The 14136-nt window shown below is 62.7% G+C and carries 12 protein-coding genes and 1 pseudogene; 7 read left to right on the top strand and 6 right to left on the bottom strand.

Annotated elements, in window-relative coordinates; genetic code table 11:
* Positions 1–14 precede the first annotated feature (14 nt).
* Both aepY and aepX read right to left on the bottom strand, forming a co-directional pair.
* Positions 15–1178, bottom strand: a complete 1164-nt coding sequence (aepY, locus tag ABIE53_RS24830; RefSeq protein WP_192699373.1) for a phosphonopyruvate decarboxylase — start codon at positions 1176–1178, stop codon at positions 15–17.
* Positions 1175–2899 carry a phosphoenolpyruvate mutase gene (gene aepX, locus ABIE53_RS24825; protein ID WP_192699374.1) on the bottom strand — a complete coding sequence of 575 codons (1725 nt, stop codon included), beginning with the start codon at positions 2897–2899 and terminating at the stop codon, positions 1175–1177. The genes aepY and aepX overlap by 4 nt, the downstream gene beginning before the upstream one ends.
* A gap of 539 nt (positions 2900–3438) precedes the next feature.
* Between aepX and ABIE53_RS24820 the strand changes: the two genes are divergently transcribed.
* The 3 genes and pseudogenes from ABIE53_RS24820 (at position 3439) to ABIE53_RS24810 (ending at position 7402) form a co-directional block, all read left to right on the top strand.
* Positions 3439–4980, top strand: a complete 1542-nt coding sequence (locus ABIE53_RS24820; protein WP_029966482.1) for a methyl-accepting chemotaxis protein — start codon at positions 3439–3441, stop codon at positions 4978–4980.
* A 252-nt stretch (positions 4981–5232) separates the two neighbouring features.
* Positions 5233–7003, top strand: a pseudogene (locus tag ABIE53_RS24815) (peptidoglycan D,D-transpeptidase FtsI family protein).
* Between the two features lie 141 nt (positions 7004–7144).
* Positions 7145–7402, top strand: a complete 258-nt coding sequence (locus ABIE53_RS24810; RefSeq protein ID WP_029966485.1) for a DUF2866 domain-containing protein — start codon at positions 7145–7147, stop codon at positions 7400–7402.
* On the opposite strand, the gene ABIE53_RS24805 is transcribed toward ABIE53_RS24810, so the two are convergent.
* The gene (locus ABIE53_RS24805; protein ID WP_114156901.1) at positions 7384–8013 is read right to left on the bottom strand and encodes a 2-hydroxychromene-2-carboxylate isomerase; all 630 of its coding nucleotides are present in this window, start codon (positions 8011–8013) and stop codon (positions 7384–7386) included. The genes ABIE53_RS24810 and ABIE53_RS24805 overlap by 19 nt on opposite strands.
* 252 nt (positions 8014–8265) lie before the next feature.
* On the opposite strand from ABIE53_RS24805, the gene ABIE53_RS24800 reads away from it, so the two are divergent.
* A complete protein-coding gene (locus ABIE53_RS24800) occupies positions 8266–8634 on the top strand; it encodes a hypothetical protein (RefSeq protein ID WP_006049189.1) in 369 nt (122 codons plus the stop codon).
* A 24-nt stretch (positions 8635–8658) separates the two neighbouring features.
* On the opposite strand, the gene ABIE53_RS24795 is transcribed toward ABIE53_RS24800, so the two are convergent.
* Positions 8659–9285, bottom strand: a complete 627-nt coding sequence (locus tag ABIE53_RS24795) for a LysE family translocator (RefSeq protein WP_029966487.1) — start codon at positions 9283–9285, stop codon at positions 8659–8661.
* A gap of 223 nt (positions 9286–9508) precedes the next feature.
* On the opposite strand from ABIE53_RS24795, the gene ABIE53_RS24790 reads away from it, so the two are divergent.
* The 3 genes from ABIE53_RS24790 to ABIE53_RS24780 all read left to right on the top strand — a co-directional run bounded on the left by ABIE53_RS24790 (position 9509) and on the right by ABIE53_RS24780 (position 11660).
* Complete coding sequence (locus tag ABIE53_RS24790) at positions 9509–10090, top strand: IMPACT family protein (RefSeq protein ID WP_192699375.1); 582 nt, start codon at positions 9509–9511, stop codon at positions 10088–10090.
* Between the two features lie 222 nt (positions 10091–10312).
* On the top strand, positions 10313–10858 hold the full coding sequence (locus ABIE53_RS24785) for a hypothetical protein (RefSeq protein ID WP_192699376.1): 546 nt from the start codon (positions 10313–10315) through the stop codon (positions 10856–10858).
* Positions 10859–11039: 181 nt separating this feature from the next.
* On the top strand, positions 11040–11660 hold the full coding sequence (locus tag ABIE53_RS24780) for a LysE family translocator (protein WP_053859557.1): 621 nt from the start codon (positions 11040–11042) through the stop codon (positions 11658–11660).
* 109 nt (positions 11661–11769) lie between these two features.
* Here the strand turns inward: ABIE53_RS24780 and ABIE53_RS24775 are convergent, their stop codons facing one another.
* A complete protein-coding gene (locus tag ABIE53_RS24775) occupies positions 11770–12972 on the bottom strand; it encodes a polysaccharide pyruvyl transferase family protein (RefSeq protein ID WP_192699377.1) in 1203 nt (400 codons plus the stop codon).
* A complete protein-coding gene (locus ABIE53_RS24770; protein WP_132503467.1) occupies positions 12969–14132 on the bottom strand; it encodes a glycosyltransferase in 1164 nt (387 codons plus the stop codon). Before ABIE53_RS24770 ends, ABIE53_RS24775 begins: the two co-directional genes overlap by 4 nt.
* Positions 14133–14136: the final 4 nt, after the last annotated feature.

Below are 14136 nucleotides of genomic sequence, written 5' to 3'. Positions count from 1 at the left end.
GTCTTCCTTTGACTTCAGGCGGCGCCGATGTGACGCATCAAACGCGTTTTCACATCGGGCGGAGTGATGGTGGGACGCGGCAAGCCGTCAGGCGTGCCGCGGCGAATGACGAGGCGCGCGAAGCGCGGACCGTCGAGCGGCGCGGATTCGAACAGCGCGTCGAGCACAGCCGGATCGTCGCTTTCGACCGCCGACGCATAGCCGCACGCCGCCGCGACGCCCGCAAACGAGACCTGCGGCGAGACCGTCGCCTGCCCGCCCGTGGAGTCGTGCGCGCCGTTATCGAGCAGTACGTGCGTGAGATTCGACGGACCGTAAGCGCCGATTGTCGCGAACGCGCCCATGCGCATCAGCGCCGCACCGTCGCCGTCGAGCGCGACCACATGCAGGTCTGGACGCGCGAGCGCGAGACCGAGCGCGAACGGCGTCACGCAGCCCATCGAGCCGACCATGTACAACTGGTTCGGACGATCGTCGATCGCGTAAAGCTCGCGTCCGCAAAAACCGGTCGACGCGAGCACGACCGTCGACTCGAGCGGCGTGTGCGCGATCACCTTCTTCAACGCGTCATGACGCGACGCGAGTTCGCTCGCCGCCACGCCGGTGAACTGTGAACGCGGCGCGACCGGCACACGACGCGCGCCCGCATCGCCCGCCTTCAATTCGTATGGCGCGACGCTGCCCTTTTGCATCACGAGCGCGTAAGGGCGGCCCGTTTCGTCCATATGGGCGATCGCGCGATCCAGCGCGGGGCCGATCGCGTCGGGTTCGGTCGGAAACGTCTCCCACGGAATTTCCATCGTGTCGAGCATCGCGGGCGTGACCGGTCCCATCAACGCGTGCTGCGGTTCGTCGGCGACGCCGGGTTGGCCGCGCCACGTGACGATCAGCAATTGCGGCAAACGGAAGGTCCACGTGAGCGACGTCAACGGACTCACGGCGTTGCCGAGGCCCGAGTTCTGCATCATCGTGATGCCGCGGCGGCCGTTGCGTGCGCCGAGAGTGACGCCGCCGATCAACGCAACCGCATCGCCCTCATTGGCCGCCGACACGTAGTGCAGCGACTCGTCCTGCAACACGTAGTTGATGAACGGCGTCAGGTACGAGCAAGGCACGCCCGCATACCAGTCGAAGCCGCGCTCGCGCGCCGCCTCGACAAACTGTGCGGCTTCGATCATTGCGCCGCCCCGCTCGCTGCGTCAGAGGCCGCACCGCCGACCGATGCCGCGAGCGGCGTCTGTCCATGCGCGAAGTCGCCGGCGCGGCGGAAGTCTTCGAGATCGTTGACGCCGCGCCAATGGCCGTGCACGTATTGCACTTCGATCGACTCGCCTGCTTCGATCAGCGCGTTCAGCAACGCGGGCATGTCGAGCGATGCAAAGTCGGCGCGCGCCTGCAATTGCGCCATGACAGTCTGCAGACGCTCGCGGCCTGCGCCACGCACGTTGAGCAAACCGACCCAGCGGCCATGCGGCGTTTGTGCGGCGATCGACGACGACGCCTCCTGTCCGCTCGACACATGGCGCAGCACGACCTTGTTGCCGAACAGGCCGCGGTCGTCGGAAGCCGAGCACCACGCGAAGTCGCGCACGCTCGCGTTTTCCGCATCGGTCAGCGAAGAATCGACGACCACGCTGAAGGCCGCCTCGCTCTCCACCAGATCGCGCAGGATGTAGCTGCGGAACAGCAGATCGCCGTACGAGATCACGGTGTCGCCCGAGAGCTTGTCGAGCGCGCAGGCGAGCGACGCGAGTTCGCCGGTCTGCTCGTGCTTGTCATTGACGACGAGCTTGATGCCCGCCGTATCGATGGCATCGGCGCGATAACCGCCGACCACCGTGATGTCGTTGACGCCCTGCTTCTTGAACGCGTCGACGAGCCAGCGCAGCAGCGGCTTGCCCGCAACCGGCAGCATGACTTTCGGACGGTCTTCGGTGACGGCTTCGAGGCCCTTGCCGCGGCTCGCCGCGAGCACGACCGCGGCGCCCGCCGCGCGGCCGCTCGACAGATAGCGGTCTTCCGCTTCCGAATACTCGTCGGCGTCCTGCAAACGGAAAATTTCGTTGACCGCGGCGATGCGGTCTTCCACGTTGACGAGCGTTTGGCTCGTGTGGATTTCTTGTGCGACCGCCTGCATCGCCGACGTGGCCGCGCGAATCAGATGGTTCGCCCAGATCACGGTGCTGATGCCGGCTTCGCGGAACACTTCGGTCGGCGTGCTGTAGTACTTGGTCGGCACGATCACGAGCGGCCCGCGGCCCGCCCACTCGCGCGCGAACTCGAGAATTTCGTCGGGGCGCGAGAGCTTGCTGTGAATCAGGATCGCGTCGGCGCCGGCGCGGCGGTAGGCTTCGGCGCGGCGCAGCGCCTCTTCCATGCCCCAGCCGGCGATCAGCGCTTCCACGCGCGCGACGATCGAAAAATTCTCGTCCGATTGCGAGTCCTTGCCGGCCTTGATCTTGCCGCAGAATTCGTCGATGTCGGCAAGCGGCTGCGCCTCGCCGTTGATGAAGCTATTGGTCTTCGGAAACTGCTTGTCTTCGATGCACACGCCGGCGATGCCGCGTTGTTCGAGCTTGCGCACGAGGCGGCGCACGTTGTTGAAGTTTCCGTAGCCGGTGTCGCCGTCGAGCAGGATCGGCAGATCGCTCGCGTCGGCCATGAATTCGAGGTTGTCGACGACCTGGGTCCAGCTTGCCTCGTTGTTGTCGCGCACGCCGAATTGCGCGGAGATCGCGAGGCCCGAGCCCCAGATCGCCTTGAAGCCGGCTTCGCGGACGATGCGCGCGGAGAGGCCGTTATGCGCCTCCATCATGAATTCGAGTTCGCTGCTGACAAGCATCTGGCGCAGACGTGCGCTGCGTGAAGAAGAGACGAAGGCGGGTTCGCGGGCGTTCATATTCTGTACTCCTGGTGGCGGGCTTATTGGCGGGGCCTGCTTGCCGGTTTATCGGCGCTCTTTTTGCCCGGCTGGCGACTGGAAAATGGCGACTATAGCGGAATTTTCATTTAGTCGTCATTTAGACGGCTGTGCTTTTGCTGTATTGCTTTTAAGTGGAGAAATGTGTCGATTTTTGCAGCGCAGGCGCGCTGGCAAGCGCTTTGGAATTGAGTGGCGTTTTGTGGTTTATTGATGCGAAGGCTTGCCGGGTTGGGTTGGTGCGCGTCATCGCGGAATTAATTCCATTTCTCGGCACCGGCTTTTTATTAATCAGAGAATCGTCGCTGCGAATAATGCTTTTTATTAACTGCGCAGAATTAAATAAATGCTTTCGCATCAGGTGCATTACCTCCGCCCACACCCTTTAATCAGACGAAACGCGCATGGCAAAGGGTTTCCCCTGCCCTCATGAGCAAAGTGAAACCTGCCGTAAACAGAGTCAGCGAGAAGCACACAGCCCAATCCGATCGACCCTTTGCCAAGCACCACTCTTTGCTATGACTCTGAACAAAAAATTAGCCTCAATGATCGCCGTCCTGTGGTTCGGCCTGATTCTGATCGGCGGCTTCGGCGCATGGCAAAACCGTGCGTCGATGGTTAGCGACCGGCGCGACCAGCTCACGTCGCTGATCGACCAGGCGAACCACGTGGTCGCCCGTTACTACGCAATGGCGCAACAGCACGCCATCACCGAAGACGAAGCGAAGAAGCAGGCGCTCGCCACGCTCGAATCGATGCGCTACGGCAAGGACGGCTACATCTCCGTGAACGACTCGCAGCCCGTCATGCTGATGCATCCGTTCAAGAAAGAGATGGTCGGCAAGAACCTCGCGCAGTTCGCGGACCCGGCGGGCAACCATCTGTTCGTGGATATCGTGAACGCGGGCAATCACGAAGGCGGCGGCTTTGTCGACTACCTGTGGGCGAAGCCGGGCAGCGAGAAACCCGTGGCGAAGACCAGCTATTCGCAGCACTTCCAGCCGTGGGACTGGTATGTCGTCACCGGCATGTACATGGACGACGTGCAGCGCGCGTTTTACGCGAGCCTGTTGCGCTGGCTCGCGATCACGGTTGCGCTCGGCGGCATCGCCACGGGCATCATGCTGCTCGTGTTGCGCAGCGTGCGCCGCTCGCTCGGCGGCGATCTGGAAGTGGCCGTCGAACATGCGCAACTGATGGCGGGCGGCAATCTCGCGGTGCGCGTGCCGGTCAAGGACAACGACGCCGGCAGCCTGCTGCATGCGTTGCAAACCATGCAGGCCGGTCTTGTCGATACCGTTTCGCGGGTGCGCGCCGGTACGGAAAACATCAACGTCGGCGCAAGTGAAATTGCCGCCGGCAACACCGATCTGTCGCAACGCACGGAGGAACAAGCCGCCGCGCTGGTGCAGACGGCGTCGAGCATGGATCAGATGACGGTCAACGTGAAGCAGAACGCGGACAGCGCGCAACAGGCGGCAGAACTGGCGGGCCAAGCCGCCGACGTCGCCACGCGCGGCAGCCGCGTCGTCGACGACGTGGTTCGCACGATGGGCGAGATCACGACGAGCTCGCGGCAGATCGGCGACATCATCGGCGTGATCGACGGCATTGCGTTTCAGACCAACATTCTCGCGTTGAACGCGGCCGTCGAAGCGGCCCGCGCGGGCGAACAGGGACGCGGCTTCGCCGTCGTCGCCGCCGAAGTGCGCAGCCTCGCGCAACGCTCGGCCACGGCCGCGAAGGAAATCAAGGCGCTGATCGAAACGTCGACGACCACGGTGGAAGCGGGCGCGTCGCTGGTTGCCAACGCGGGCTCGACGATGGGCGAGATCGTGCAGTCGGTGCGTCGCGTGAACGAGATTCTCGAGGAAATCAGCAATGCGTCGCGCGAGCAGAGCGCGGGCATCGAGCAGGTGAATCGCGCGGTCGGCGAGATGGATCAGGTCACGCAGCAGAACGCGGCGCTGGTCGAGGAAGCCGCCGCGGCCGCGCATTCGCTGAAGGATCAGGTGGGCGTATTGCGAGAGGCGATCTCGAGCTTCGCGCTGCCCGCGTGAAGGCGCACGCACGAAGGAGCGCATGAAGGCGCGCGTGAAAAAGAAGGCGCTCGACAGGCAGCGAGCGCCTCTTTAACACGCCGCGTCGAAATCGACGCATCAATCGAACGAAATGAGCCGCGCGGATTTTGAAGTCCGCGCGGCTTTTTTTACGTCTGTCGCGCGTGTTGGCTTGCGGTAATCTCGCACACAGATTACGTTCTCATTACAATGAGCGCTGCCGCAAGTTAATCCGCTGTCAGTCGGACCGCCATGATCCCGAAGAAAAAATCCCCGTCGCGCGATTCTTATGCGCCCGTCGCGAAGAACCAGTTGCTGGTTGCGCGTCTGCCGATGTGGCGCTCGAAGTTCATCGTCGTGCTGGTGTTCGCCGCGTTTGCCGCGCTCGCGGGCCGCGCGTTCTGGGTGCAGGTGGTGAACCGCGACTTCTATGTCGATCAGGGGCAAAAGCGCTATCAACGCACGATCGAACTCGACGCGACGCGTGGGCGCATTGTCGACCGCAATGGCTCGATGCTCGCCGTCAGTCTCGCGACTTACGAGATCTGGGCAACGCCCAAGCTGCTCGACGAAGCCGCGCTGCCGCCGCTTTCGAAACTGCTCGATCTGCCGCTCGCGGAACTGCGCCGCCGCTTGAACGGCGACAAGACGTTCGTGCTGCTCAAACGCCAGGTGGACGCGGACACGGCCGGGCATCTGTCGAAGCTCGGACTCGCGGGCATCACGCAGATCGCGGATTCAAAGCGCTTCTATCCGGAAGGCGAATCGGCGGCTCACGTGGTCGGCTTTACGGATATCGAGGACAACGGCCAGGAAGGCGTCGAGCTTGCCGCCAACGAACAGTTGCTCGGCGTGCCGGGCCATCGCGAAGTGATTCGCGACCGGCTTGGCCGCGTGGGTGTCGGAAACGCGGCCGCTCGTGCCCGCGCAGAACGGCGACACGATTCATTTGACAATCGATCGGCGCATCCAGCAGCTCGCGTATGCACAGTTAAAGGACGCCATCGCGAAGCATCGCGCGGAAGCCGGCAGCGTGGTCGTGCTCGACGCGCGCAACGGCGAGATTCTCGCGCTTGCCAACTATCCGAGCTTCGATCCAAACGATCGCGCGCGCCTCACGGGCCGGCAGTTGCGCAATCGCGCGGTGGTGGATACGTTCGAGCCCGGCTCGACGATCAAGCCGGTGGTCGTCGCGTTGTCCATCGACGAGGGCAAGGTGCGGCCGCAAAGTGTGATCGACACGGCGCCTGGCTGGTACAAGATCGGCCCCGCGGTGATCCACGACACGTCGAATCACGGCGCGATGACCGTCGCCGAAGCAGTGCAGAAATCGAGCAACATCGCGCTCGCCAAACTCGCGCTCAATCTGCCCGCCGAAAAAATCTGGGCCAAATATCAGGAGTACGGACTCGGCATGCGGCCCGAGCTGACCTTTCCTGGCGTGGCGTCGGGCAAGGTGCGGCCGTACAAACGCTGGCGTCCTATCGAGCAGGCGACTATGGCGTATGGCTATGGGCTCTCGGCGTCGCTGCTGCAGATCGCGCAGATCTACACCGCCTATGCCGGCGACGGCACCATGCACCCGGTGCGCCTCGTGCGCGAGAACATCGATGCCGCGGCCGCCGCTTCGCAAACGGGCCACGCGGTCACCACGCCGGCCACCGCGCGCGCGATCCGTTCGATGCTCGAAATGGCCACAGGCGACGGCGGCACGGGGCGCGCCGCAACCGTCGAAGGCTATCGCATCGGCGGCAAGACGGGCACTGCGCGCAAGCAGGTCGGCGCGTCTTACGCGAAGAACCGTTATCGCGCGCTCTTCGTCGGCATGGCGCCGATGAGCGACCCGCGCCTGATCGTCGCGGTGATGATCGACGATCCGGCCGGCAAGGCGTTTTATGGCGGCACTGTCGCAGGCCCCGTGTTCAGCGCGGTAACGGGCGGCTCACTGCAACTGCTCGGCGTGCCGCCGGATGCGCGGGGCGTCGACGGACAAAACGCCGCACACGCATTTGCGCCGTCTTAAGTCTCGCTTAATTCTTTGCTGCAACCATGCGGCTCAACATCCCCTGTTGAGCCGCCAGATCATCGGCGGCGTTTTTTTCAGCGATGTTGCCGACGCGCAAAAGAAAGACTCCATGCCTGCGAAAAAGAAGGAGGACGAACCATGGTTGAGGACGCGGTGTTCGAGCATCTGCGCGCCATGCCTGGCAACGAATGGGTCGGGCAGATTCACTCATGCAAGGTCTCCGACCCGCTGCAGCCGCCCTGGGGACGTTCATACCGGCTTGTCGAATGGACGATGAAGCACACGCCCGAAGCGAGCCGCCGCGTGGTGCCCGCCGAGAGCACGCCGCTCGAGATCGCCCAGGCTGTCGTCTCGCATGTGCCGGGGCGGCGCTTCTGTCAGCACGGCGACGAATAGCAGAAGTCCAACGCGTCTTCGAGCCGGTCGTTGCCCCAGAACATTTCATCGCCGATAAAGAACGTGGGGGCGCCGAAAATGCCTTTGGCCGCGGCCGCTTCTGTCTGTTCGCGCAGACGCAGCTTGTTCGCGTCGCTTTGCGCTTCAGCGATGATCTGCTGAGCGGGCAAGCCGAGTTTGACGAGCGCTTCGCCCACGACTTCGACGGAACCGATATCGCGGTCATGCACGAAGTTCTGCTGCATGATCTCGCGGCAATACGCAGCGATCCATTCACGCTCGGCGCCGAGTAGCGCGACGCGCATCGCCAGCAGCGCGGCGCGCGGAAAAACGCTCGGACGTGTCAGGGCGATACCGTACTTGCGGCACTGCCGTTCCATATCTTTCCAGACGTAGGCGCCCTTCTCCTTCTGCAAGACGAACGGGGAATTGTCAAAACCCAGCGCGCGAAAAATCGGCCCGAGCAGAAACGGCCGCCAATGAATACGCACGCCTCGCGCAGCAGCCTCAGCCTCGATACGCATCACGCTCAGGTAGCTGTAGTTGCTGCCGAAGTCGAACCAGAATTCGATGTCGCGCGCGGGCGCTGTGGAAGCAGTGGTGGGGTTCATCTCTTCCCTCTTGCAATGTCTGACAGTCGAGCGGGACAAGCTTGCCTATGATGACAGTCTTCGCGTTTCTCAACCGATGGTGAAAGCATGATGCGTTACCCGCTCGATCTGTGTGTCGCCATGCTTCTTGCCGTCGTCGTGATGGGCGCGTCGGTCATGCTGGCGCTGAATTGAAGCTCCGGGCAAACGCTACGCGCGCCCCCGAAAAGTCGCGATATACTGTACATATATACAGTACTTTTCGTATGAGCAATGCGCCTTCCTCCCTTCGAGCCTCCCACGCTTGCCGAGCTGCGCGCCTTCTGGCGCGCGCGTGACGAGCGCGCGGTGCAGCGGCTCATCCTCGAAATCCAGCGGCAGCGGCTTACGCTGCTCGAACTGCGCAATCTGATCGACTGCGGCGTGCAGCAGGCGCGCGCCGCGGACCGCACGCTCGTCGAACGCGGCGAACCGCTCATGACGCTGCGTATCCGCCTCGCGCAGGAAGTACTGCGCGTCGGCGAAATCGACGATACGCGGCAAATCAGCCGCGCGGAGCAGGAAAGGCTCGCGGTGCGAACTCAGGAACAGATCGAATACGCGCGCGAAGGGCGTTTGCGAAGACAGCGCCGCAACATCTAGCCGTCGCGGCGCGCGGCCGCCCGCTTAGCGCGTTTGCGTCGCTACGCGCAGGCCGAGCGATATGAACAGCACGCCGATAATCTTGTTCTGCCAGCGGCGCAACCACGTCAGGCGTCCGACGAGTCTGCCGAGTGGGCGGATCGTCAACACGATCAGCGTCGTGTAAAGCGCGCTCATGCCGACGAAAATCAGGCCCAACGTGGTGAACTGCAAGAACGTCGAACCGTGCTCGGGGTGCACGAACTGCGGGAGAAACGCGAGAAAGAAGAGCGCGGTTTTCGGATTGAGCACTTCGGCGGGAATGGCCTGAAAGAACGCTTTCGACGCCGACACGGGTGCGCTCGCAGGCATCTCGCCGCTCGCCGGTTTTTCGCGCAAGGCCCGAATGCCGAGATAGACGAGATACAGCGCGCCGATCCACTTGACCGCGTTGAAGGCGAGCGCCGACGTCATCAGCAACGCTGAAAGACCGACTGCCGCGCCGAGCGTATGAACGAAGTCGCCCACCGCAATGCCGAGGCCGGTGAAGATGCCGGCCTTGCGTCCTCCGTGAACCGTGCGTGTCAGAACCAGCAGGACCGCGGGCCCCGGAATCAAAAAAAGACCGAGTACGACGGCGACGAAGGTGCCTAACGTGGACAACTCGAGCATGCTGTTCATTCTGTCTCCTGGCGGTTTCCTGCTGATTGGCGGTTCCGTTCAATTCGTGCTCCGCAAAGTGTACCGCGCTCGCGCTTGTGCCTGCTTGCGGTTGCGTTGGTGCTTGCGTTCGCGCTTGCACGACAGCCCGCATCGCAAAGTCGCTATGATTCGAGTCTGGGCCGAAAGCCGGCTCCGACGTTTTTTATCGCAGGCTATTGAGCGGAATTTCCAGGTGACTTACACGTTGTCGGCGCGGCACATCCACGAACTCGAGATTCGCAAGAGCCGGTTTATTGCGTATGCGATACCCGTCGAGGATCGCGACGCCGCGATGGACGAACTGCGCCGTCTGCGCGACGAGCATCCGGCCGCGACGCATGTGTGCTGGGCGTTGCTGGCAGGCGGCCAGTCCGGCATGTCCGACGCCGGCGAGCCTTCCGGCACCGCGGGCCGGCCGATTCTCGAAGTGCTGCGGCATCACGATCTGGACGGCGTGCTGGCCGCCGTCGTCCGCTATTACGGCGGCGTGAAGCTCGGCGCGGGCGGCCTCGTGCGCGCCTATACGGACGCGATCGCCTCCGCGCTGCTGGACGCGCCGCGCGTCGAACGGATTGCTCAAGGATCGCTGATCGTCGAAGTCGGTTACGCCGACGAAGCCAAGGTGCGCCGCTGGATCGAAGCGGAAAGCTACGCGCTCGCCGATACCGCGCACGCAATGCTCGTGAAAATGACGATCCGTTTGCCGGTGAATAAAATCGACGACGCGCGCCGCACGCTGGTCGATATGACGCAAGGCAAGGCCGGCTTCTTCTGATAGCGGCGCGTTCGAGTTTTATTTAGAAGATGGCTTGCGAGTGGCCGCTGTTACCATGCTGTTCTCGAACGGCGTATGAATGTACCGCCAGCACGTGCCACCACTTAAAGGGCCACTCCTCTGATCTCGACCGCCGCTTGTCCCCACGCAGCGCCCGAATCGGCGCGGCATCGTTCGCTTGTGCCGCATCTTGCGCGCCCGTCAGCGTCTATACGAATCACAATGCTCAAGGGCTGCGGCGCCGTCGCGCTGCCTTTGATGCTGTCGGCCTGCTCATGGTCGTGGTTCGGTCTCAACAGTCATAGTGCGCCGCGCGCCGCCGCTTCGTCCACGGGTTGGCTCAGCGTCGCGCCCGCCCGCGACTTCGCCTACATGCCGGCTGTCGATGGCCGCGTGTCGCCGAACCGCATCGAAAATACGGCGATGACCGTGGTCGTGCTGAAGAACGACATCAGCGAGACCGTGCGCGAGAGTGTGGCGAGCCGCCTGAAGGTGGTGGGCTTTCATCTCGAGGACAGGCGCAAACTGCTGAGCGGCAGCATCGAAAAATTCAGCGTCGACGACGTTCGCACGCCGGCGCTCTGGACTCTGCAGATGCGCTATGTCGTGACCGACGCCGTCACGCACAAAGTCGTGTTCTCGACCACCAAGACCGTCAAACGGAAGTCGCCGAAATTCACCAGCAACACCATTGCGATCGAGGACACGGTCAAGCTCAGCGTCGACGCATTGGTGAAGGACGCCGGGTTCATCAACGCAGTGAACTAGCGGACGCGACGTAGACGTGTACGTTTTACTGTGCAACGCACGGTAGCGGAGATACCAGGAGAGGCGCGCCGCCCGTTTCGCTACAATCGGAAGCAGCACATGCCGCTGCTTTTTTGCTGCGCTCTTGTGCGTGCCGCGCCAACCGCGCCGGCGCCCATGAGCACTCACTCCGCGAGGCTCCATGTCCACTACCGCCTGGCTCTTTTTTCTTCCCGCCTGCTTCGCGATCAATCTCGCGCCCGGGCCGAACAATCTCCTATCGATCAACGTCGCCGCGCGGCACGGCTTCATGACGGCGTTCCTCGGCGGCGCGGGACGGCTCGTCGCGTTCGCGGCGATGATCGTGCTGGCCGCGACCGGCCTCGCGGTCGTGCTGCATGCGTCGGCGTGGTTCTTTCTCGCGATCAAACTGGCCGGCGCCGCGTACCTGATCTGGCTTGCCATTCAACTCTGGCGCAGCGACGCGCCGGCCATCGACACCACGCAGGAACAGTGCGCATCGCTCGCGACCGTCGCGCGGCGCGAGTTTCTCGTGGCCGCCGGCAATCCGAAGGCGATCCTCGTGTTCACCGCATTTTTGCCGCAATTCGTCGACATCGCGAAGCCGATGCTGCCGCAATTCGCCGTGCTCGGCGCGAGTTTTCTCGTGCTCGAATGCGTGGCGATCGCGCTCTATTCGTGGGCCGGCATGTATCTCGGCAAGTGGCTGGTGCGCGCACGGGTGAGGCGGTGGTTTAATCGATGCTGTGGGGCGTTTCTGGCTGCGATGGGGGTGGGGTTTTTGATGGTTAGGCGGGGTTAGGGCGGCGTTGAGGTGCGGGTCGGAAGAAACACGGCCAACGGCGACCGTGTTCCGACATAACTACATTCCGGATCGAATTGCCGGATCACGGCAGCCGGATGCGCCTAGCCTATCCCACGACCTCGTCGGAAAGCGGCAACCGCGCGTGTCCGCCATTGCCGACGTCTGCGATGAAATCAGTGAACCGGTCGCGATGCCACTCGGCGTCGCCATAGCGCGCTTTTGTCGTCTCTTGCGTAAGAAGCCGGGCGACATGATCGACGCAGACGTCCTCGACCGGCAGCGGCTCATGCGGACCCGGTAATCCATTGTCACGCAGGAATTCCGCACACTTTGGCTGGTAGCAGAACAGCATTGTTGGGACGTCATACACAAAGCTGACGATCGCGCCGTGCAGTTTCGAAGTAACGACACAGGCCGCTGCGGCGAGTAGATCCACGACCGCTGTGATCGAGTCCCCGTATCGAAAACGCTCCACCGAAACGTTCGACGGCGAGAACAGGCGAGCGATGTCTCCTGTCACCGCAACACTTTCTTCGTCCAGCGAGACAAATAGCACTTCATCGACAAGCCGCTGGCTGTCGACGTACGCAAGTATCGCAAGCACCGCGTCAGTATATTGGCGCAGGTGAATGGACACGATCAGCGTTCGTCTATCAGACGGTCTGCGCTTTGGCGTGTAGATTGCAGGCAACGCAAAAGCAAGATCCCTGAGATTGACGGGCGCCGATCCTGTCACTTCGGCGACGAGGCGAACCGACGCTTCATCGCGCACGGCCACGTATGGTATGTCGCGAAGGACAGCCTCGAATGCGCTTCGCCGCTCTGCCGATGCAAACGGTCCGACCGAAACGCCAAGCGCTGCGACCGGCTTGCTGAGCCGCCGGCCCAAACGAACGATCAGCTTCGCAAAGGACAGCGAAGCGTTAGCACCAAATAGCGAGCCTCCACCGAAAATGGCCGCCCGCGCAGACAACATCGCTGCAACATAAGTGACCGAGCGTACCGCGGCACCGACTCCGCCTCTTCGCATCCAGAGCCCCCGTGCCCCCGGCAGATGGAACGAGTGCGTCAACTCTTGCGCCGGTGAAGCGCCCACGATCAACGGCTCGATGCCTCGTGCCCGAAGCGATATGGACTGCAACAGATATCCGAACAGGTCGTCGCCGAAGTTGCGCCTTCCATAGAATCCGAAGAAAGCAACGCGGGTCGTGCGGCTACCCGATGCGCGAGCTGTGCTGCGGCCAAGTCCGCCCTTATTGCACCCATTCGATTGCGCGGCGGCCGGCGCCGCTACGTCGAACTCGTTCATTTCAAGACCTCTGTTGAAAGTGCGCGAGTCAGGGCCGGCGAATGATGAGCATGCACTGGCGACAGCAGACGCCGGTAAATGCCGACGTAGGAGCGAAACAATCGGGCGTCGCCGAACCGGGCAAGCGCGTGCTTCGCCGCCGCCGTGCCCATTCGTTCGCGCAATTGCGGGTCGTCGATCAATCGACGTGTGTAATGCTCGAGCTCCGCATCGTTGCTTGCGAGGAAGCCGGTCACGCCGTGGACGATGACATCCCGATTGCCGACGATGCGACTGGCGACCGCCGGCAGCCCCGCCGCCTGCGCCTCTATCAGCGCAATCGGCATGCCCTCCCATAGCGAAGGCAAAACGAAGATGTCGCATTGCTGAAGCGCTCGCCTGAGTTCCGGCGCCGCAATCCATCCACTCAACTCAACAACCTCACGATCAATCCAGCGATCAATCGCTTCCGCTTCGCCATCGCCATACCACACAGCACGGACGTTGGATGTTCGCGCGAGACGTTGGGCAAGCTGCGTGAATCGCCACGGCGCCTTCTGATAGGTAACGCGCGCCGACGTGCATACGACGACCTGCTCGCGAGTTTGTCTCGTGGTGTCGGCCCCGAAGTCATCGAGTTTCACCGCGTTCTCGACAAGGCTCGTGCGTTGCGGATTCGAAAGCAACATTCGCGCGTAACGCCATTCGCTTTTTGAGCATGCAACGATGTGCCCGCCCATTGCATGCAGCGTCCGTTCGATTAACAGGAACAGCTTTGCCTTTAACGCAGACGTGTCCTCTTTCAGAAACGCAAACCCGTGCGGCGAATAGATCGTGCACCCGCTTAGTCCGAGCAACCGCGTGGCGATGCGGCCTAGCGCCGCCGCCTTCGACGAGTGGAGATGAACAATGTCGGGCCGCTCCCGAAACAGCTCGACGAAAAGCCTGCACAGACTCGAGAGGTCGCGAACTCCTATGGCAGTTTGCATTTCCACGACCCGGCGACGCACGCGCGGATCGAACAACTTATCCAGCGTTGCGTTAAGCGGCGTGTCTTTGCGCACGGAATGGAGCACAACGACGTCATCGCCCGCAGCGGCCTGACGATTAGCTAGAAGAACCACGCAATGCAGCACGCCGCCACCCAGCGCTTCTGTTACGTGTACGATTTTTTGCCGCAAGATC

The organism is Paraburkholderia sp. OAS925 (genome assembly GCF_040543975.1).
GTDB lineage: Bacteria > Pseudomonadota > Gammaproteobacteria > Burkholderiales > Burkholderiaceae > Paraburkholderia > Paraburkholderia graminis.
This window is presented reverse-complemented; position numbering and strand designations above follow the sequence as displayed.

What these genes read in the sequence shown, in the direction of transcription:
- ABIE53_RS24795 (WP_029966487.1), bottom strand. Translation starts at nt 9,285, where the DNA reads ATGCTCGAGTTGTCCACGTTAGGCACCTTCGTCGCCGTCGTACTCGGT.
- aepX (WP_192699374.1), bottom strand. Translation starts at nt 2,899, where the DNA reads ATGAACGCCCGCGAACCCGCCTTCGTCTCTTCTTCACGCAGCGCACGT.
- ABIE53_RS24780 (WP_053859557.1), top strand. Translation starts at nt 11,040, where the DNA reads ATGTCCACTACCGCCTGGCTCTTTTTTCTTCCCGCCTGCTTCGCGATC.
- ABIE53_RS24805 (WP_114156901.1), bottom strand. Translation starts at nt 8,013, where the DNA reads ATGAACCCCACCACTGCTTCCACAGCGCCCGCGCGCGACATCGAATTC.
- ABIE53_RS24800 (WP_006049189.1), top strand. Translation starts at nt 8,266, where the DNA reads ATGCGCCTTCCTCCCTTCGAGCCTCCCACGCTTGCCGAGCTGCGCGCC.
- ABIE53_RS24775 (WP_192699377.1), bottom strand. Translation starts at nt 12,972, where the DNA reads ATGAACGAGTTCGACGTAGCGGCGCCGGCCGCCGCGCAATCGAATGGG.
- ABIE53_RS24820 (WP_029966482.1), top strand. Translation starts at nt 3,439, where the DNA reads ATGACTCTGAACAAAAAATTAGCCTCAATGATCGCCGTCCTGTGGTTC.
- aepY (WP_192699373.1), bottom strand. Translation starts at nt 1,178, where the DNA reads ATGATCGAAGCCGCACAGTTTGTCGAGGCGGCGCGCGAGCGCGGCTTC.
- ABIE53_RS24810 (WP_029966485.1), top strand. Translation starts at nt 7,145, where the DNA reads ATGGTTGAGGACGCGGTGTTCGAGCATCTGCGCGCCATGCCTGGCAAC.
- ABIE53_RS24785 (WP_192699376.1), top strand. Translation starts at nt 10,313, where the DNA reads ATGCTCAAGGGCTGCGGCGCCGTCGCGCTGCCTTTGATGCTGTCGGCC.